Source organism: Victivallis vadensis (assembly GCF_003096415.1).
GTDB lineage: Bacteria > Verrucomicrobiota > Lentisphaeria > Victivallales > Victivallaceae > Victivallis > Victivallis vadensis.
In genome coordinates this window covers 34,306-52,615 of sequence record NZ_QEKH01000032.1, presented here as the reverse complement: position 1 = coordinate 52,615, position 18,310 = coordinate 34,306, and the positions used below count along the sequence as shown (strand labels likewise).

At 59.8% G+C, this 18,310-nt stretch carries 12 protein-coding genes; 5 read left to right on the top strand and 7 right to left on the bottom strand.

Annotated features, from left to right (window positions below; all coding sequences use genetic code 11):
• Nucleotides 1–40: 40 nt before the first annotated feature.
• Genes C8D82_RS16530 through C8D82_RS16515 form a run of 4 tightly spaced genes read right to left on the bottom strand, consistent with a single transcriptional unit; the run spans nucleotide 41 to nucleotide 5,882 of the window.
• A complete protein-coding gene (locus tag C8D82_RS16530) occupies nucleotides 41–1,570 on the bottom strand; it encodes a sodium:solute symporter family transporter (protein WP_116885395.1) in 1,530 nt (509 codons plus the stop codon).
• A 16-nt stretch (nucleotides 1,571–1,586) separates the two neighbouring features.
• A complete protein-coding gene (locus C8D82_RS16525) occupies nucleotides 1,587–4,238 on the bottom strand; it encodes an FG-GAP-like repeat-containing protein (RefSeq protein WP_116885394.1) in 2,652 nt (883 codons plus the stop codon).
• Nucleotides 4,239–4,242: 4 nt separating this feature from the next.
• A complete protein-coding gene (locus tag C8D82_RS21360) occupies nucleotides 4,243–4,938 on the bottom strand; it encodes a type II secretion system protein (RefSeq protein ID WP_165833142.1) in 696 nt (231 codons plus the stop codon).
• Entirely contained in the window at nucleotides 4,935–5,882 is a 948-nt protein-coding gene (locus C8D82_RS16515) for a dihydrodipicolinate synthase family protein (protein WP_116885393.1), read from the bottom strand. Before C8D82_RS16515 ends, C8D82_RS21360 begins: the two co-directional genes overlap by 4 nt.
• 224 nt (nucleotides 5,883–6,106) lie before the next feature.
• On the opposite strand from C8D82_RS16515, the gene C8D82_RS16510 reads away from it, so the two are divergent.
• From C8D82_RS16510 to C8D82_RS16490, 5 genes are all read left to right on the top strand, one after another.
• On the top strand, nucleotides 6,107–7,027 hold the full coding sequence (locus C8D82_RS16510; RefSeq protein WP_116885392.1) for a helix-turn-helix domain-containing protein: 921 nt from the start codon (nucleotides 6,107–6,109) through the stop codon (nucleotides 7,025–7,027).
• Nucleotides 7,028–7,205: 178 nt separating this feature from the next.
• A complete protein-coding gene (locus tag C8D82_RS16505; RefSeq protein ID WP_116885391.1) occupies nucleotides 7,206–8,585 on the top strand; it encodes a GntR family transcriptional regulator in 1,380 nt (459 codons plus the stop codon).
• Nucleotides 8,586–9,422: 837 nt separating this feature from the next.
• Entirely contained in the window at nucleotides 9,423–10,214 is a 792-nt protein-coding gene (locus C8D82_RS16500; RefSeq protein WP_133245243.1) for a prepilin-type N-terminal cleavage/methylation domain-containing protein, read from the top strand.
• Between the two features lie 9 nt (nucleotides 10,215–10,223).
• Entirely contained in the window at nucleotides 10,224–12,632 is a 2,409-nt protein-coding gene (locus tag C8D82_RS16495; protein WP_116885389.1) for a right-handed parallel beta-helix repeat-containing protein, read from the top strand.
• Nucleotides 12,633–12,782: 150 nt separating this feature from the next.
• Nucleotides 12,783–13,673: an Hsp33 family molecular chaperone HslO gene (locus tag C8D82_RS16490; protein ID WP_116885388.1), complete on the top strand. Its 891-nt coding sequence runs from the start codon at nucleotides 12,783–12,785 to the stop codon at nucleotides 13,671–13,673.
• A 25-nt stretch (nucleotides 13,674–13,698) separates the two neighbouring features.
• Here C8D82_RS16490 and C8D82_RS16485 read toward each other — a convergent pair whose 3' ends face one another.
• The 3 genes from C8D82_RS16485 to C8D82_RS16475 all read right to left on the bottom strand — a co-directional run bounded on the left by C8D82_RS16485 (nucleotide 13,699) and on the right by C8D82_RS16475 (nucleotide 17,141).
• A complete protein-coding gene (locus C8D82_RS16485; protein WP_116885387.1) occupies nucleotides 13,699–15,009 on the bottom strand; it encodes a radical SAM/SPASM domain-containing protein in 1,311 nt (436 codons plus the stop codon).
• 163 nt (nucleotides 15,010–15,172) lie between these two features.
• Complete coding sequence (gene gdhA / locus C8D82_RS16480; RefSeq protein ID WP_116885386.1) at nucleotides 15,173–16,516, bottom strand: NADP-specific glutamate dehydrogenase; 1,344 nt, start codon at nucleotides 16,514–16,516, stop codon at nucleotides 15,173–15,175.
• A gap of 343 nt (nucleotides 16,517–16,859) precedes the next feature.
• Entirely contained in the window at nucleotides 16,860–17,141 is a 282-nt protein-coding gene (locus C8D82_RS16475; protein WP_165833141.1) for an HPr family phosphocarrier protein, read from the bottom strand.
• Nucleotides 17,142–18,310: the final 1,169 nt, after the last annotated feature.

Genomic DNA, 18,310 nt, shown 5'->3' with positions numbered 1-18,310 from the left:
TGCGAAAAAAGCAGCTCCGGTTCCCCGGAGCGCTGTTCTTTTAGTGTTTCCGGGGGACGGGGGAGAGCGTCCAGACGGTCAGGCCGGTGAGGCTTTCCGTGACCGAAGCGGGACGGACGAGCGAGTAGGCGAATGCCGCCGCCAGCATCACCAGATTGCAGACGGGGCCAGCCATGTAGATGTGGATGTTCCAACGCAGCGGTTCCGGCAGCCAGCCGAAGTAGTTCAGGATGTTGTAGAAGCTGAAAAGCAGCGCCGCGTACATCCCGAAGAGAATCGCCCGGTTGCCGATCCGCGTCGTGAAAAAGCCGAGCATGAAGGGCATCAGCCCCGCTGAGCAGAGCAGCGCCCCGAGGATGTTGCCGAGGTCGTAAACACTTTCGCGCGGAATCTGCGAGATCCCCCATGCGCCGGCGATCATTACGATTCCGGCGACGCCGGAGGCCAGTTTGGCGTTGAGCAGTTCAAAGTGGTCGTTCGCCTTATGGCGGATCAGCCGCAGGCAGTCCACGGTCCAGATGGTCGAAATCGCGTTGATTGAACCGGAAAGCGAACTCATCGCCGCTGCAAGGCACGCCGCGATGATTACGCCGCCGACGCCCGGCCAGATCCGGGTCAGGATGAAGTGAGGAAACACGTCATCCGGCTTCATCCGGGCAACCGCAGCGGAGGGGAATACCTGATAGAAAGCGAAAAGGCAGGTTCCCATGAACAGAAAGAGCAGCCAGGTCGGCACGCACATGAATGCGCATACCAGCGTCGCCTTGCGCGCTTCGCGTACCGTCGGGGCGGCGATGTAACGCTGTACCACCGTCTGATTGCAGGAGAACTCGGAGAGGGCGCTGAAAATTCCGATCAGTCCCATCACCACGATAGTACGTTCGTCGAAACTGAATTCCATCGGACCGAGGCTGAATTTGTCGTACTGCATGCCGATGTCGAAAATCTGGGGAAGGCCGCCGGGCATCTGGAACACCACCGCCAGAATGCAGACCAGCGCGCCTCCGAGCAGGATCAGTGTTTGCACCACGTCGGTCCAGATCACCGCCTCGATGCCGCCGAATACCGTGTAGAAACAGGTGATTACTCCGAAAAGCAGGATTGCCGTTCCTTCGCCGATATGGAGCAGTTCGGAGAGCGGCAGCACCACCAAATAGAGGATCAGCGCCAGCCGCAGCAACTGTCCCAGCATGGAGTAGACCGCCGCGTAGAGCCGGATGCCGGTGCCGTACCGTCCCTCCAGATATTCGTAAGCCGTGGTGATGCGGCTGCGGCGGAAGAACGGGATAAAGAGCCATACCGCGATCAGCGCCACGACCGGCAGTGCGAGATTCGGCGTGAACCAGCGGTAATCCAGCACATACGCGGCGGCGGGCAGCGCCAGGAACGTGATCGAACTGATCGCGTTCCCGACCATTGAGATTCCGAGCGCCCAGCCCGGGATCCGGCGCCCGCCGAGGAAATACGCCTCGGTGTCGCTGTTGCGTTTCATGAAGTAGACGCCCATGCCCGCCATCGCGAGCAAATAGAGGACGACTACGCAGAGGTTGGCGATCGTTGCGGTGTTCACTTGCGTTTCCCCTGCATCAGTGTTTGGTCCACTCGCCGACCTTGACCGGCTTGAGCTGGCTGCGGTAGAGATAGTAGACTTTGCCGTCCTCCGCGCCGACGATCAGGTCCTCTTTTCCGTCGCCGTCGAGGTCGGTCGGGAAGAGCGAACTGTTGTGGTTGCCGAAGGCATACCAGTTCCCATCCGGCTTCTTCAGTGCGTACAGGGTGCCGAAGTGCGGCTTCTCATTGGTGCCGGTATTCAGGAAACAGCAGAGCGTCGCGTCGCGGGGCTGTTCCGTCCCCTTCGGCCAGACCTCGCGGTAGGCGTTGGCGAGATGGCCCCACAGGATGTCCCATCTGCCGTCGCCGTCCCAGTCGGTGATGGCGAATTTCGCGCGTCCCCAGAGCTGGTTCACGCCGCTGACCGAAAGCGGTTTGCCGGAGCCGTCGGTCAGGCGCACGATTTCGGCGATCTTCGCAGAACCCTTTTTCTCGGGAATCGCGACCGACAAATAGCCGTTGAAGTCGAGAAAAAGCAGCACCGGCATATTTTTATTCGCATAGTTGTATTTTGCCGGAACGATCGCCGGACGGCTGCGCATTGCAGTGACGAGCTTTTGGCCGCGATAGGTGAAAAATTCGGATTTCACCTGATACGGGTCTGCCGCTGCGTGCCGGTAGAGTTTGAGTTCGCCCTTGATATCGTTGGTGATGATGTCGTTGCGTCCGTCGCCGTCCCAGTCGCCGAGTGTCGGCTGCAGATATCCCCACTGCCGTTCGGCGGGGCCCTGGATGGAGCCGGTCAGCCCGGCCCGGTGGCGGACGGGGTTGCCGTTTTCGCGCAAATGCCGCGGAGTGCCGTAGACCAGCGGATCGGCGGTGCCGGGCCAGCAGATCAAATAGCCGGAGGCGTCGCCGGTGATCAGATCCGGGTATTTGTCGCCGTTCCAGTCGCCGCGCGCGGGAGTCACCAGCGATTCGGCCTGCAGGCTGCCGCCCTGCTGCAGGACGGCGGCTTCGGTGAAATCGCCGGGCTTCGTGCCTTTATAGACGGTGATCCGGCCGGTGTTGCCTCCGGCGATCAATTCCTCGCGCCCGTCGCCGTCGATATCGGCGGCGCGCATGCTGCAGATGATGTAGTTGGTCGGCATTTCCGGAGAGGCCAGCAGCGGGTGGGAGTCATAGGCGCGGATTGTGCCGTTTCCCGTTTTGATGCGGACGCAGTAGAGCTTGTCCACGTCGCAGGCGATCGCGAGGAAACGTTCGCCGCCGATGTTCAGCACGGCCGGGGCGGAGGGGAACAGCAGGGCTTTCACCTGAAGCGGGGTTTCGGGATGGTGGGTGCCGTAGAAAATCTGCTGCGGTTTGCCGAAATTCAGTCCGTCGGGAGCGGCCTGGCCGCGCGCCCAGAAGAAGTAGTGGATGCTCTCGCGTCCGAGCCAGTTGCCGGTGATGTCGTAGCCGCGTCCGGGACCGGAGTTCCGGTAGCTGCGCCCGTCCCAGATGGGGGTGCGGTCGGGAATGCTGTTCAGGAAGGCGTCGTGCGGCTGGGTGCTGAATACCAGGTCGGGTACGCCGTCGCCGTCGAGGTCGCCGATATCCCAGATGGCGGCGGAGCGGTTGCCGATTTCACCCGGATAGAATTTTCCGCCGACCGTTACCGGCGTTGCGGCGTTGAAAACCGGCGCTCCCGGTTTGCCGCTGTTGCGGTAATAGATCAACTGGCCGCCGAGCGGCGTATTCGCGCCGTAGGCGATCAGGTCGAACAGGCCGTCTTTTCGGAGGATGGTTTTAAACTCGCGCCCGCTGAGGGCGATATCCTCGCCGGAGTCGAAGACCGGGCTGCCGTTTTCAGTACGGTTCAGATTGCGGTGGAGTTTGAGCTGATGCCCGAAGAAATAATGCCCGGTCGGGTCGCTCTGGCCGGAGAGCAGCAGGTCGCGCGTTCCGGGGCCGCTCCACGGCACGACTTCGGCGGTCTGCGTGATCGGGCCGGTGATCGGTTCGACGGCGTCATCGGCGATTTTGAGCTGCGCATAGGCGGGGAGCGCCTTTTCATGCTTCCACGGGATTTGCGAACCACCCCAGTTCTTATTGAAATCGGCGAACATCTCTTCGCGGCTCAGCGCCTTTTCGACCAGCCGGACCCGGGCGATTTCCCCGTTGAGGCGGCGCAGCGGCGCCATGCCGCGCCCCGCGATCAGCCGGGTGAAGGGTTTCGCCTGCGCCGGACAGCGGTTGGAGGCGGTTTCGATGCCGTCCACAAAGAGGGACATCCGGCTGCCGTTCCAGACGACTCCCAGTTCAAACCAGTGCTTGAGCGGCAGTCGGAGACGGCCGTCGGCGGCTTTTCCCTGCCGGATATCGCCGTGGGCGTAAAGTTCGGCGTAGCTGCCGCGGATGCGCAGTTCCAGTGCGCTCCTGCCGTCGGCGGAATAGAGTGAGGCTACGCCGCCCGGGCTGGTTGCGGTGAATGCCTCTGCCGGGTAAGCATTCAGCCGCAGCCGGATGAGCAGCGTGAACGGGCCGGAAAGCGGCTTTTCAAGCTGGACGATCCTCTCTCTGGCGCCGGTACGGCACTCCAGCATTGTATTCTCTTTTTCAAAGTCGAGGTCTACCGCTCCGGAAAGCGGCAGGCTGCCGAACAGGACAAGCGCCGGAATCAGGCGGGAAAATCCGATTGTCATTCTTTTAGTCTCCTATCTCTTTCAGGCCGAAGTTTCTGCGGGTCCCCGCATTGTAAATCGTCGGATTCGGAACGCCGGTCACGTGCAAGTCGCAGTAGAGGATGTTGGGGCCCCGGTTCCGGTAGTGCCTGCGCCCGGCACGTCCCATCGGATAACTGGTTCCGTCCGTCGCTACCCAGCCGGTCACGGAAAAACCGCAGCCGTTCAGGTTCTTAGCCGCTACCTGGTCGGCGACCAGCAGCACTTCGCTCGGATTAGCCAGCTGTTTGAAGGGAATCGTATAGGTGCCGATCTGCAGTTTCCCTGCGGAAGTGAGGTCGCCGACCAGGCTCCGGTTGATGCCGTAGTCGAAGGTATAGGACATATCTCCCCACGGCACCAGCACCGTTTTTTCCACATAATGCTCCGTGACCGAGGGGCAGTACCACAGTTTGCTGTGCTTGGTGTTGACGCCGCCGGCAATCAGCATCCGATACCAGTTGTGCAGCGGCGAAGGACCGGTGGAAGGGGTGGGATAACTGGCATAGGCGTCGATATATTGCGCCTGCGCCAGCCCGATCTGCTTGAGGTTGTTGATACAGCTGGAGGCTTTGGCCGTCTCACGCGCCTGGTTCAGCGCGGGCAGCAGCATACCAGCCAGAATTGCTATGATTGCTACCACGACGAGCAGCTCGATAAGGGTGAAACGACATGTTTTCATATTGCGGTTTCTCCTGTTAATTGGGGTTGACTGTTGCGGGCGAATGCCTGTACGCCGGTGTGAAAGGCGCGCAACTGGATCATCTGATCCCGATCCAGTTCGTCGCAGGCGACGCGGCAGAAATCAGTCAGCGGTACGCCGCATTCGCGCAGGAACAGTTTGGCCGAGCGCGGGTATTTGAATTCGACGTGACGCTGGACCAGATTGAAAAACTGCTGCAGCTCCCGCGCCCGTGCCGTATCGGAACGGAAGCAGGCCGCCTGCTCCGCCAACAATCCCGGATAGAAATTCGCTGAAGTGCCGCTGTATCCGGCGGCTCCGAGCTGCAGCGATTCGAGGCAGGTGGTCAGGTGGGCGTTATAGAGCTTGAGCGGGGTTCCGGTGCACGCTACGAGCTTGGCCGCGATGACGGCGGCGTCGCAGCAGGTGTCTTTCAGGAACGCGAGCCGCTCTCCCGCCAGCCGCGCGAGTTCGCCGAGCAGCGCGGGGGAAATCAGCCGGTGGTACGGATGGGGGCATTCATACAGCCCGAACCGGATGCCGGCAGTGCGGCCGAGCAGCGTTTCAAACGCGCGGCGGAATCCGGCTTCATCCGCCGTCTCCGGCACGAGCTGGCAGGCCGGAATCACCACCGCGTCCACGCCGGTGGCGGCCATGTCGAAGACCGACTGCATTTTTTCCGCCTCGCTGTTGCCGAGAAAGGCGGAAGCCACCACCGGAACCCGTCCGGCGGAAACCGCGACCGCTTCACGTGCCAGCGTCAGCCGTTCTTCCGGGGTCAGTTCATACAGTTCGCTGCTCATGCAGACCGCGAACAATCCGGCCACGCCGTTGCCGATATAATATTCTAGCAGGGCGCGGTAGGCGGTCATGTCGAGTCCGCCGTCCTCCCGGAACGGAGTCAGCACTACCGGCCAGACTCCATCTTTGAATACAGGTTTCATCACAAATTTTCTCCCGTCGGTTTGATCTGTTTATATTATGACATGAAAACGCCCGGCAGGCAAGGGGAGTTGGTTTGCAATATTTTTTATGATTTTGCAATTTCTTTCATTGTTTATCTGAAATAGCCTGTTTGAAATGGAAAAACAATTTTTTTTGCAAAAACAAATTGCAATTTCCGCAAACATCATCTATACTGGAAACCGGAATCACGCAGGGAAAGGGAATGACCGGTTTCAGTGAAGTCAAATACAGAGTCAGGCAGGCGGCGGGAAAGGTGGATGATCCGTCGAGCTACCTGTCTGGCCGCCGCGGCGGTATGCCGGAGGAACCGGACAACATTCTGCTGTTCCGGCGCTGCCGGGAGCGGAAGATCAATGCCGTGACCGAGCCGGACAAGCTCTATCACCGCCGTTATGTGCTGACCGTGAATCTCGCGGCGGAGGGGTTGATCTGTGTGAATGAGAAATCGTTTCCGCTGCCGGTGGATTATGCGGCTCTGGTCTATCCGTATCAGTCGCATCACTATCTGGTGGATCAGAACAACTTTTTCTGGCTGGTGATCACGTTTGAACTGCATCAGGGGGCGCGGATTCCGAACCTGATGTACCGCAGCTCCGGGCTGGAGGAAATCCACTGGCGGCTGATCGAACGGATGCTGCAGCTTTACCTTGCGCCGCCGGAGTCGGAACACGGCGTTTCCGCGCGGCTGCTGCAGCGTTATCTGGGCAGCTTCCTGCTGGAGCTGAGCGGATGTACGGAGCGCATCGACGCTGACCGCCATTTGAGCGCGGACAATGCGAGGCTCCGGCTGTTTGAGGAGATCAACGGATATATTTTCCAGAAACTTTCCGATCCGGGGCTGTCGGTCGAGGAAATTGCGCGGCGGCATGAGATTTCGCCGGTGTTTCTGTACCGTTTGTTCAACAATATGGCCGGATGCAATCCGGGCGAATACATCCGCTGCATCCGCATCCGGCAGGCGGTGAAACTGCTGGAGAGCCGTGAGCTGCTGGTGTCGGAGGTGGCGGACCGGACCGGCTTTTCATCGCTGCCGGTTTTCAGCCGTTGTTTCCGTCGGGTAACCGGTGTTTCTCCAAGCGAGTACCTGCACGAAGCTCGGCGTGGGGAAAGCCGCGGAGATTGAACAACTGTTCTGCTCCCGGTTCCGCATTGCCGGGCGCCTTTATGGAACCTCTCTGACTAGGTTAGTTTGGATGGCGAAGTTTTATTTTCGATTTATTTCGCTTTTTTATACTGATTGCTCTTGACAAGGTCAATTGTTTTTGTCATAATATTAGTGTAAGGAAGCTCAAGGAAAAACGATGGCGGATAAAATCACAGAGGTCAGGGAGCATATCCTCGGCGGTTTGGAGTCCGGAGAACTGGCGGGCGGCGACAAGCTGCCGGGCGCCCGGGAATTCTCCGAACGGATCGGGGTGTCGCTGGCAATCGTGCAGAGCGCGTTCACGTCGCTGGTCCGGGAAGGGATTCTCGAAAGCGTTTCGCGCAGCGGCACCTTTGTCCGGCACGACTGGCGGGAACGGATTCTGCCCGGCAGCTTCGTATCCTTCCGCCGCTTCTGGCCGAACCTGATCGGGGAGTTCCGGGAGGCGATTCCCGGAATCGAACCTCTGAACAGTTTTGAAAAGGGGATGTTCGAGGTCCGCGCCACTCTCGACGTGCAGCAGAACCGGGACGAATATCTCGATCTTGCCGGACTGTTCGATGCGGAATATCCGGAAAAGGGTTGTTTTTTTGAGGCCCCCTTCAAAAACTTCCGCACCGTCGACGGCAGGCTGTTCGGGATTCCGCTGATCTTCTCGCCGCGCGTATTCTGCTATAACCCGGAACTGCTGGCCCGTCTGGGTTGCCCGGAGCCGCACTCCGGCTGGAATTTCGACGAATTTCTTGACGATGTCCGCATCCTGCGCAGGTCGCTTCCTCCGAACCGGATTTTCAACTGGAGCAACTATTCATTCTTCTGGATCAATTTTATTTTCCGGGCGGGAGGAAGCATCATCGATGGCGGCAAGGTCATGATAGATCATCCGCGCACTCTCGCCGGAATCTTCTGCGTCAAAGCGCTTTACGAGGCGCTGGGCGTCAGGGAGCTGAAGGTGGGCTGGGATTATGCGGAACATTTCAATGCGGGAGAGTGCGCTTTTCTGTTCGCCGCTCGCGAGGAGGTCGATTTCAACGCCCGCTGCCGGTGGAAGAACGTGCCGATGCCGCTGATTCCGGGCGGGGCGGACCTGACCGCGCAGGCTACCGACCTGCTCTGCATCCGCCGTCACAACGGAGATATCGAGCTGGCCGGAAAGATGGTCAGAACCATGCTTTCGGAAACGTTTCAGGATCGGCTCGGGGAACTCCGTTACGGGATTCCGATCCGTAAAACTTCGGCGATCAACAGCTTTGACGCGAATGACCCGCGCGATCTGCTGTTCCTGTCGGAGATGACCAAAATTTCCGCCGGATACAACATCGATTCCCCGGAAATCAGCAACCTGATCAGCAACGGGGTCTGCGAGATTCTCTATAATGGAGCCGATCCGATCGAAGTGACCACGGAACTTGGGAATGTGTTGCGTTCCGTGTTGCGCCTCAGAGCCTTTACGCCGAAAGCAGTCAGGAAGAATTTGCAGGATAAGGAAAGAGAGGTGGTGTGCGCCGGAGCCGCCGGAGAATTTTCCGCGGTGTAAGGTCGATTTCGCATAATGCCCAGCATGTTAAGCGGGCGGCAAGGTAACCGCTGCCGGGTACGGCGGCAAGGTGCCGCTGCCGAGTGCGCGCTCTACGCCCTTCGGGGTCGCGCGGCGGCCAGTACAGGCAAGCGAAGGTTGGTTGGCAAAGCCATTATACAGTATAATAAGGCCGAATCGCCATTTACGCGGCGCACAACAAGCGCGGTAAGCGCCGCGGCGGCAAGGTGCCGCTGCCGAGTGCGCTCTCTACGCCCTTCGAGGTCGCGTGGCGGCCATTTACGCGGCGCACAACAAGCGCGGTAAGCGCCGCGAACGAATGTGAGGGAATTACTTGCGGCAGCAAGTAACGAGGAACGATAGTGACGAAGCCGAACGTAGAGAGCGAAGCCCCCCTGGCGTAGTGAGCGTAGCGAACGATGAAGGGTTGGCCGCCGCAGGCGGACAAGTAAGGCCCGCTAGGGCCGCCCGCGAATGGAAGTGCTTCGCAAGTCAACGGGAGTTCCGAGGCGAGCGGGGAGGTCCGGAGGGCGATTGGCCCTCCGGAGCCATCTGCATAAGACGCAGCAACCAGTTTGTGACCGGTAACGATACGGAAAGGCAAACTAAACTTAAGTATAATTACATGATCACGTGCGATTGGAAAGCGGAGATGAATCTTACTCCTGCAGAGCGGGAGCAAGCCCTTCGGGCTCCGCACTCCAAGGTTGACATCGGACGGCATTGGGCCGGACAAGTAAACATAATATAAAAGTTGTTGCCTGTAATGGCCCTTAAAAGAAACACGACCGACTTACAGCGGAGGTAAAAATGCGTAACAAGATAAAGGACAAGCAAATGCAACGAGGAAAGCTGGCAGGGTACATCAGCAGGGCTGGCACGATGCGGCCAAAATTCACCCTTATTGAGCTGCTCGTGGTAATCGCGATCATCGCGATTCTGGCGGCGATGCTGCTCCCGGCTCTGAATCAGGCGCGCGAGAAGGCGAAAAGCGTCCAATGTATCAGCAACCTCAAACAGCATGGCACCTGGATTGCGCTTTACGTCGGCGACTTCGACGGATTCATTCCTGCCTGTGAGTTCCCCAATGTGACCACTTGGGACGGGTTTCCGCACAGCCATCCGTGGCAGAAATTTTTCATGGCGGGCTATATCAACCGCCAGACCTACTATACGCGGTCGAGAAGCAAGGTGACGTTCTGTCCGGCCTATGACAGCTTCAAGGGGACGCCTCCGTCGGATATCGGGCAGATCAGCCTGCCGGAATCCGGCGATCCGCTGACGCTGGGAACCTATGGATTCGCGGCGCGGGTGCTGGGATACAGCGCGGGCAAGACCAACAATAAGCAGATTCCGAAGATCGGCCGTTACCGGGCACCGGCGACCAAGCCGGGATTTCTGGATACCTATGTCAACAGCAACCAGATATTCGGCAACCACAGCAGCCTCTCTTTCTGGGGGCGGAGCGACTGGATCAACAAAGCTTCGCTGTATATCAACAACTGTCACGGACAGGGCCGGGCGAATGCGGCGTTTCTGGACGGACATGCCGCGAGCTTCAATATCTATGATTCGGATGACGTGCTGCTTCAGATGTTTCCGACCAATATCAACAATATGTTCCAATAGGCGGTCAGCATGAAAAAGAGCGTGGTTCTGCCGCTTTTTCTGGCGGCGCTGGGAAGTGCGGCGTTTGCAGCGGAGGTGAAATTCCAGAGCGGTTTCGAGAAGGGCCTCGAAGGCTGGGAGCTGCCGAAAAGCCGGGCGGAGGTCGGAGTCTCGGCGACGGCCGCTTCTGGAAAGCAGGCGGCGGAAATCCGTTTCGACCCTGCCGGAAAGCCGGAAAAGCGGCACAGCGGCGTACTGTGGTCGAAAAAAATCCCCGTGACCCGCGGCATCTATCGCGTGACCGGCAAAATCCAGCTTGCCGAGGGATACGGCGCCACGGTCGGAATCGAATTTTATAATGCCCAACACCGCAAGCTCGGCAACAACGGCTATCATTTCGGCAGTGCTCCTCCGGCAAAGGATGCGTGGCTCAATGTCGATTTCAAGGGGGCCGCTTTTTCGGATGAAACCAGCTACGCGATGGTGAAGCTCTATATTCCGTACGGAGTCAAGCAGCTGATCCGGCTTGACGACATCCGGCTTGAAGCGCTGCCCGTCGATCCGGCGCCGCCGCCGTGGGAGCCGCAGTACAAGCTCCGGCCGGAGGAGAAGGCGAAGCTGACTCCGGCGGACATTCCGGGGCCGGACGGCATCGTCTACCCGGATTTCACCTATGCCGGAGCGCGGGCCGACGTGCTGAAACAGGCCGGGAAAACCGTCGTCCGGCTGAAGGCGAAAGAGGGCGACGACATCTCCCTGCCGCTGCGCCGGGCCGTCGATTCGCTGCCCGATGACGGCGGCACGGTCGAGATTCCTGCCGGAAATTTCAAAATGAGGAATATGCTGCTCATCACGAAGGATTTTGTGACGCTCAGGGGGGCGGGAAGCGACAGGACCCGGATCGATTTCAACTATGACGCCGGCGACAACCGGGTTGACCTGTACGGGATCAGGAACGGCGACCGGATCGCGCCGAAACAGGCGGTCCACATCTACGCCCGTCCGGCGGGGCTGCGTTCGCTGAAGCTTGAAGTGGACGGCAGGGAGTTCGGTAAATTCACCCGCAGCCTGCACTCCGGCAACGCATCGCTTTACGCGAAGAACCTGCCCGGCTCCGTGAAGCCGGGAAAGCACCGGCTGCGCGGCACCGCCGAATATCAGGACGGCAGGAAGTTCACGGTGGAAGCCGAAGTGACCGTCGACGCCGCGGTCAGGCCGACCCTGCCGGAACAGGCGGCGGGCAGCTTTATCGCGTTTCGCGGCAGGGGATTCACCTACAGGGACTACCGGATTGCGCAGGACGGCGTGCGCGGCGAATCGTCGGTGGTGCTTCAGGATAAGAACCATCCGTTCAAGGCGGGCGATATCGTGGTCCTGCGGGCGCTGGAAACCCCGGAGCGCCGCGCCGTGACCGGCAACGCCTGCAACTGGGGCAATTTCCGCAGCACCCATCTTTTCATCAGGGAGGTGCAGGGGACGAAGCTGACTTTCAACCAGCCGCTGCGGCTCGATTACCCGGTGGCGGATAAATCGTTCGTGCGGAAGTTCGACATCGTGCGCGGCGGCCGGGTTGAGGGGATGACGCTCGAAACGAAATACGACTACTGGCTGAGCAGTGTGACCTTTGAATACGCTTCGGACTGCGTGGCGCGCGACCTCAAGGTGATTCAGTGCGGCCGCAATCCGGTCTATGGAGGCCACGCGAAGTTCTGTTCGATCCTCGACTGCGAATTCGACGGGAGCTGGTTCAACGGCGGCGGCGGAACGGCCTATGTCGGCTGGGACAACTGCTCGGACTGCCTGATCGACGGCGTGGTTGCCCGCCGGATGCGCCATGCGCCGGTGGTGCAGTGGGGGGCCTCCGGCAACGTGATCCGCAACGGCAGGTTTTACAACTGCGATTCGCAATGGCACGCCGGCTGGAGCACCGAAAACCTGTTCGAGAACTGCGTCGTGATCAGCGACACCAAAGAGTTCGGCGGCTACGGGAACGCGTTCTGGGCCTCGTCGCCGGAGGATGGCGCGCACGGGCCGAACGGGCCGCGCAACGTGGTTTACAACTGCGACGGCTATTCGATCTCCGACGCGGTCTACCTCGGCGGCATGAACGAAAACTGGGTTTTCGCCTGGAACCGGCTCCGGGCGAAGCAGGGCGTCGGGTTCTTTTTCAAGACCGCCAGTTTCGATCACATCCTGAAAGGCAATGTGGTGATTCTTGAGGATAAAAACTCTCCTTTTATCCTGTTTGCCACGCCTGATTGCGGCGGCGTGGAGCTGATCGGCAACACCTTTTCCGGCGGCAACGGCAAGCTGTTTTCGGGCCTGCACCGGCCGCTGGTGGAAAAGGATAACCGGATCATTCCGCTCGACACGAAACTGCCGCGCCCACGGCCGCAGGTTCCCTCGATCTACGAGTGGCAGCTGAAACATAAACGCTGAAGGAAGGGATTGCCGCCGTAAACCGGAAAACCTGTCGTTCGGGGTGTTGAAAAATTTTGTTTTTCGATTATAGTATTATTAGGATACTTTAATCAAATCCGGAGGCGTCGCGCCTCCGGAACAGCCCCAAGGAGAGAGAGGAGCGACAACATGGTGATGCGGGTGGAACCGGATTATCTGACCCGGGCGGTGGTGAAGACTCCCGCGATTCGCTTGGCGATCGGCAGCTTCAAAGATTTGACTTCGGAAGGTTTGATCCGGCACGACACCGACCCCGTCGCGGGGCGGTTGCTGGCGGGAGCGTTGAGTTCCGCCGCGCTGATGAGCGTGCTGCTTGACGATAAGGAAAAATATTCGATCCGCATCGACTATCCCGGCCCGGTGCGCGGGCTGCTGGTCGATGCCAATGCGGACGGACGTGTCCGCGGGTTGATCCGCAATCCTCATGTAATGGAGTCGGCGGATTCGGTGGAGGTCGCCTGCGGCGACGCCGACGCGACCGTGGCGGTGACCCGTTCCTGCGAGGGGCGCATCCTGAATTCCGGCGAAGTCAGGACCGCATTCATCATGCCGTCCGCCGCGCTCGGCTACTTCCTGTCGGTCAGCGATCAGGTCGAGAGCGAAATCCGCTGTGAAATCCAGCTCCAGCCCGACCCGAAAGCGCCGGTTCGATCCGCGTTCGGCGTGCTGATTCAGGCTTTGCCGGGGTGCGATGCGGAGGAGTTCGACGGAATCCGCAACCGTCTGCTGGCGCCGGAAGCCGGCAAAATCCTGCAGGATGCGATGCTGCTGGCCGATGAAAAGCTCCGCACGTTGCTGATGTGGCTGCTGGCAACCGCCGAAGTGCCGGAGTATGCGGCCTATCCCGTGGCCCCCGCGAAGTTCTCGTGCAACTGCAGCCGGGAGCGGATGCGCGATATGGCGCTGCAGATGCTCGGCCGGGACGACCTGCGCAAACTGTTCAGCGAGAATCCAAATCCGGCGGTCCGCTGCCAGTTCTGCCGCAACGAGTATCACCTTTCCGCCGAAGATGTGAAGTAACCGGGGACCGGGGATTTCGAAGCGGTTATTTTGAGAGAGTGGTGGTTTGGCCGGTCACCATCCGGAAGTAATCGGGCAACGTGCCGAAACCGGCTTCCCGACAGAGTTCGCAGCTGTGTTGAGGGGAGAGCGGATATTCTCCTGTTTGCTGCACTTTGGCGTTGATCGCGCCGGCGTGGCGGCGGATGAAGCAGTCGCGGCGGGGTTCGCCGAGAGCGTCGTTCATCCGCCGCCAGACGGTGGAGAGGGCTTCCCGCCGCAGGTTGCCGAAGCTGAGCGGAGTGAAGTCGCAGGGACATACTTCGCCGGCGCTGTCGACGTAGAGGTGCTGGGTTCCGCCGCCGCAGCCGAACAGCTCCGGGCTTTCGATCCGGTTGAAGGCGCAGACCTTGGGACGCGCGCCGCGCCGGTTCATGGTGCAGTGGAAGTCGCGGAGGAGTTCGATTTCGGCATCGGTCAGGAAAGCGCCGGAGTCGGCTCCGCGCATCCGGCCGCACGGCATCGGTTCGACGATCCGCAACTCTTGGACGCCGAGTCCGGCGGAGAGAGCGTGAATCTTTTCATACATGCGTTCTTTGACCAGCTCCGGCGAGGCGACGCAGCAGGTCATGGTGTAGAATTTGTGCCGGACCGCGAGCTTCGCCGCGCGGGTTACCAGATTGAAAGCGTCGGGATGGCCGCGGAATTGATTGAATTCGGCGGGATCGACGTGGTCGAGGCTGAGGCCGAGCGCCCACAGTCCGGCTGCCTTCAGCTCGGCGGCTTTGGCCTCGGTCAGTTCGCTGCCGGAGGTGAAGAGGATGGTGGCGGCGCCGCCGTCGGCGGCGAATTTCACCAACTCCGCCAGATCGTCGCGCATCATCGGTTCGCCTCCGGTAAAGCCGATGATCCCGACATCAAGTTCCAGCAGCTGCGAGATGACCGATTTCCAGAATCCGGTGGGAAGCCGGGCCGTCGGCCGCCCTTTCGCGCTGCAGTGTACGCAATTGAACCGGCACTCCGCGGTGACCGCCAGAAAGGCGGAGACCGGGCTCAGGCGGCGTCCGCTCAGCATCGCTTCAAACATCCGCTCGTACGCCCGGGACGGGAAGGGGGGCAGAAAGGAGTTGAGCACCCATCGGCGGTTGTGGCGCGTCAGGTTTTCGCCGTCGAGCCAGCGCGCCGCATAACGCAGCGTCCGCAGCCCCGGAATCCCGGCGGCGACCTCCCGGTCCACCTTTTCCGGCAGCCGCCGCTTCCCCGCGCGGCGCAGAGCCGCCAACACCCGCACCGGCACGCGCGTCACCTTCGGATCGGCGGCCAGGCGCAACAGATTGATCCACTGCATCGGACGCATAGGCTTCCCTCCCTCGGTTTTAAGTACGGTTTACCTTAGCACGGATGACGCCGGAATGCAATTCCGGCACCGGAAAAGAGGCAAAAAAAACGGACCGGAGAGGTATCCGGCCCGTTCGCTTGTTTCCATTTCACCGGCGCAGTTGCGCCGCATGAGCGGAAGATCAGATGCCGAGGTCGATCATCGCGTCGGCGACCTTGCGGAAACCGGCGATGTTCGCGCCCATCACGTAGTTGTCCGGCTCGCCGAATTCGGCGGCGGCGTTGCGGGCGGCGTTGTGAATGTTGATCATGATGCCGTGCAGCTTTTCGTCGACTTCTTTGGCGCTCCAGGAAAGACGCATCGCATTCTGGCTCATTTCGAGGCCGCTGGTGGCGACGCCGCCGGCGTTGGAGGCCTTGCCGGGGGAGAACATCACCTTGTTGCCGAGGAAGTAGGTGGTCGCGTCGAGGGTGGTCGGCATGTTGGCGCCTTCGCAGACGCAGAAACAGCCGCCGGCGACCAGCGCCTTGGCGTCGTCGAGGTCAAGTTCATTCTGGGTGGCGCAGGGCATCGCGACGTCGCACTTGGCGAGCTGCCACGGACGCTGGCCTTCATAATATTTCGCGCCGGTGAACTTCGCGGCATATTCCTTGATCCGGCCGCGCTTGACGTTTTTCAGGTCCTGGATGAACGCGAGCTTTTCAGCGTCGATGCCGTCCGGATCGATGATGCTGCCGTTGGAGTCGGAGACCGAAAGCACCTTCGCGCCGAGCTCGGTCGCCTTCTTGACCGCGTACTGCGCGACGTTGCCGGAGCCGGAGATCAGCACCTTGCGGCCCTCGAAGCTCATGCCGCGGGTCTTGAGCATTTCGGCGGCGAAGTAGACGGCGCCGTAGCCGGTCGCTTCCGGGCGGATGAGGCTGCCGCCCCAGTTCAGGCCCTTGCCGGTCAACACGCTGTCGTAGCTGTTCACGATGCGCTTGTACTGGCCGAACAGATAACCGATTTCGCGCGCGCCGACGCCGATATCGCCGGCCGGAACGTCGGTCGAGGGACCGATGTGGCGGTAGAGTTCGCGCATCAGGCTCTGGCAGAACGACATCACTTCGCGGTCGCTCTTGCCTTTCGGGTTGAAGTCGGAGCCGCCTTTGCCGCCGCCCATCGGGAGCGTGGTCAGGCTGTTCTTGAAGACCTGTTCGAAGCCGAGGAACTTCAGGATGCTGAGGTTCACCGACGGGTGGAAGCGCATGCCGCCTTTGTAGGGACCGATCGCGCTGTTGAACTGCACGCGGTAGCCGGTGTTGACCTGGATTTCGCCTTTGTCGTCGACCCACGGAATCTGGAAGACGATTGCGCGTTCCGGCACGACCATGCGTTCGAGGATCTTGTTCTTTTCATATTTCGGCTGCGCGTCGAGGAGCTTGCCGAGCGAAGCCAACACTTCGGTTACGCTCTGGATGAATTCCTTCTCATTGCCGTTGGTCTGCTGGAGATTCTCCAGCACGCGCTGTGCGTAGCTGTTCATAGCGGAAACCTTTCTTATCCTATTTGTAAAGTTGGAACATGTCTGAAGACAAAAATCCGTTCCATAAAGTCCAGCACAAAGCGTGCCAATCAATTCAATTGCCGGATTGGCAATGGATTAGGAGGATTCACCCGAATGATTCCTGTCGCCGCGAGTTACAAATTTGTTATTTATGGAATCAAAAGTTACATAAATGTAATTTATAAGGTTTCTTTATTTGAATTTTTCGCGAGGAAAATAGATTTTCATTCGGTATTGTTACAATTTTGTAATATCCATTGCCGTACACCCCTCCCGGCTCCATGTCGGCGGGGCGGGAGTGCGGACGGCGGCTGCGCCGGAATTACCGCGGCGGGAAATCGAATTCGTGCTCGAAAAGATCGCCGATCCGGTTGACGGCGGCATCCTCATCGGGGCCTTCCACCCGCAGCACCGCTTTGGAGCCGACCGTAAGGCCGAGCGAAATCAGCGTCAGAATGCTGTTCAGTTCGGTTTCCTGCCCGTCGCTGGTCTCCACCCAGAAGTGATGGTAGGGAAACTCCTTATTGATCGTATTCAGAATCACGCTGGACGGACGACAATGAATTCCCGCTTTGTTACGGACCGTGAAAACTCGCTCCTTCATCAGCATACCCCCTCAATTATCGTGAATATTATCGATTGTTGTTCTCAAAATACCACATATTCCGCAGGAAAGCAAACCCCATGCTCAATATTTTTCGATTTCCCCCTCAAAATCAGCATTGGCTTTTGCGACCGGGATGCCTCCGGCGGCGGGTACGGTTTTGAATTTTTACTGCGTAAAAATTACAAAACCGGGTTTATTATCTATCAGTTTATTTGCTCTATCGGCGGAACTCCGCCCCGGCACGTTGCCGGTCGGGTTGCAAGGGAGAAGCGCCTTGCCCGTCGGAGACACTTTGTGCGCTACTGCGCCCAGCTACCGGAGCCTGATTGAAAATCAGGCCGCGTAGCGCACAAGGTCTGCCGCCCAAAGGGCGGGCAGACCCGCCTGCCTTTAAAACGGCAGGCTTCCCCGGAGGCTTGCCTCCGGCGGCCGGTGGCGCTTCGCCCGCCGGTCCCCCCGACCGGGATGCCTCCGGCGGCGGGTACGGTTTTGAATTTTTACTGCGTAAAAATTACAAAACCGGGTTTATTATCTATCAGTTTATTTGCTCTATCGGCGGAACTCCGCCCCGGCACGTTGCCGGTCGGGTTGCAAGGGCGAAGCGCCTTGCCCGTCGGAGACACTTTGTGCGCTACTGCGCCCAGCTACCAGAGCCTGATTGAAAATCAGGCCGCGTAGCGCACAAGGTCTGCCGCCCAAAGGGCGGGCAGACCCGCCTGCCTTTAAAACGGCAGGCTTCCCCGGAGGCTTGCCTCCGGCGGCCGGTGGCGCTTCGCCCGCCGGTCCCCCCGACCGGGTAGCACCCGGCGGCGGGTACGGTTTTGAATTTTTACTGCGTAAAAATTACAAAACCGGATTTATTATCTATCAGTTTATTTGCTCTATCGGCGGAACTCCGCCCCGGCACGTTGCCGGTCGGGTTGCAAGGGCGAAGCGCCTTGCCCGTCGGAGACACTTTGTGCGCTACTGCGCCCAGCTACCGGAGCCTGATTGAAAATCAGGCCGCGTAGCGCACAAGGTCTGCCGCCCAAAGGGCGGGCAGACCCGCCTGCCTTTAAAACGGCAGGCTTCCCCGGAGGCTTGCCTCCGGCGGCCGGTGGCGCTTCGCCCGCCGGTCCCCCCGACCGGGTAGCACCCGGCGGCGGGTAGGGTTTTGAATTTTTACT

Bases quoted from the DNA above. Each gene is read 5' to 3' on its own strand.
- C8D82_RS16475 (WP_165833141.1), bottom strand. From the start codon at position 17,141: ATGAAGGAGCGAGTTTTCACGGTCCGTAACAAAGCGGGAATTCATTGT.
- gdhA (WP_116885386.1), bottom strand. From the start codon at position 16,516: ATGAACAGCTACGCACAGCGCGTGCTGGAGAATCTCCAGCAGACCAAC.
- C8D82_RS16485 (WP_116885387.1), bottom strand. From the start codon at position 15,009: ATGCGTCCGATGCAGTGGATCAATCTGTTGCGCCTGGCCGCCGATCCG.
- C8D82_RS16510 (WP_116885392.1), top strand. From the start codon at position 6,107: ATGACCGGTTTCAGTGAAGTCAAATACAGAGTCAGGCAGGCGGCGGGA.
- C8D82_RS16495 (WP_116885389.1), top strand. From the start codon at position 10,224: ATGAAAAAGAGCGTGGTTCTGCCGCTTTTTCTGGCGGCGCTGGGAAGT.
- C8D82_RS16515 (WP_116885393.1), bottom strand. From the start codon at position 5,882: ATGAAACCTGTATTCAAAGATGGAGTCTGGCCGGTAGTGCTGACTCCG.
- C8D82_RS16525 (WP_116885394.1), bottom strand. From the start codon at position 4,238: ATGACAATCGGATTTTCCCGCCTGATTCCGGCGCTTGTCCTGTTCGGC.
- C8D82_RS16500 (WP_133245243.1), top strand. From the start codon at position 9,423: ATGCAACGAGGAAAGCTGGCAGGGTACATCAGCAGGGCTGGCACGATG.
- C8D82_RS21360 (WP_165833142.1), bottom strand. From the start codon at position 4,938: ATGAAAACATGTCGTTTCACCCTTATCGAGCTGCTCGTCGTGGTAGCA.
- C8D82_RS16490 (WP_116885388.1), top strand. From the start codon at position 12,783: ATGGTGATGCGGGTGGAACCGGATTATCTGACCCGGGCGGTGGTGAAG.
- C8D82_RS16505 (WP_116885391.1), top strand. From the start codon at position 7,206: ATGGCGGATAAAATCACAGAGGTCAGGGAGCATATCCTCGGCGGTTTG.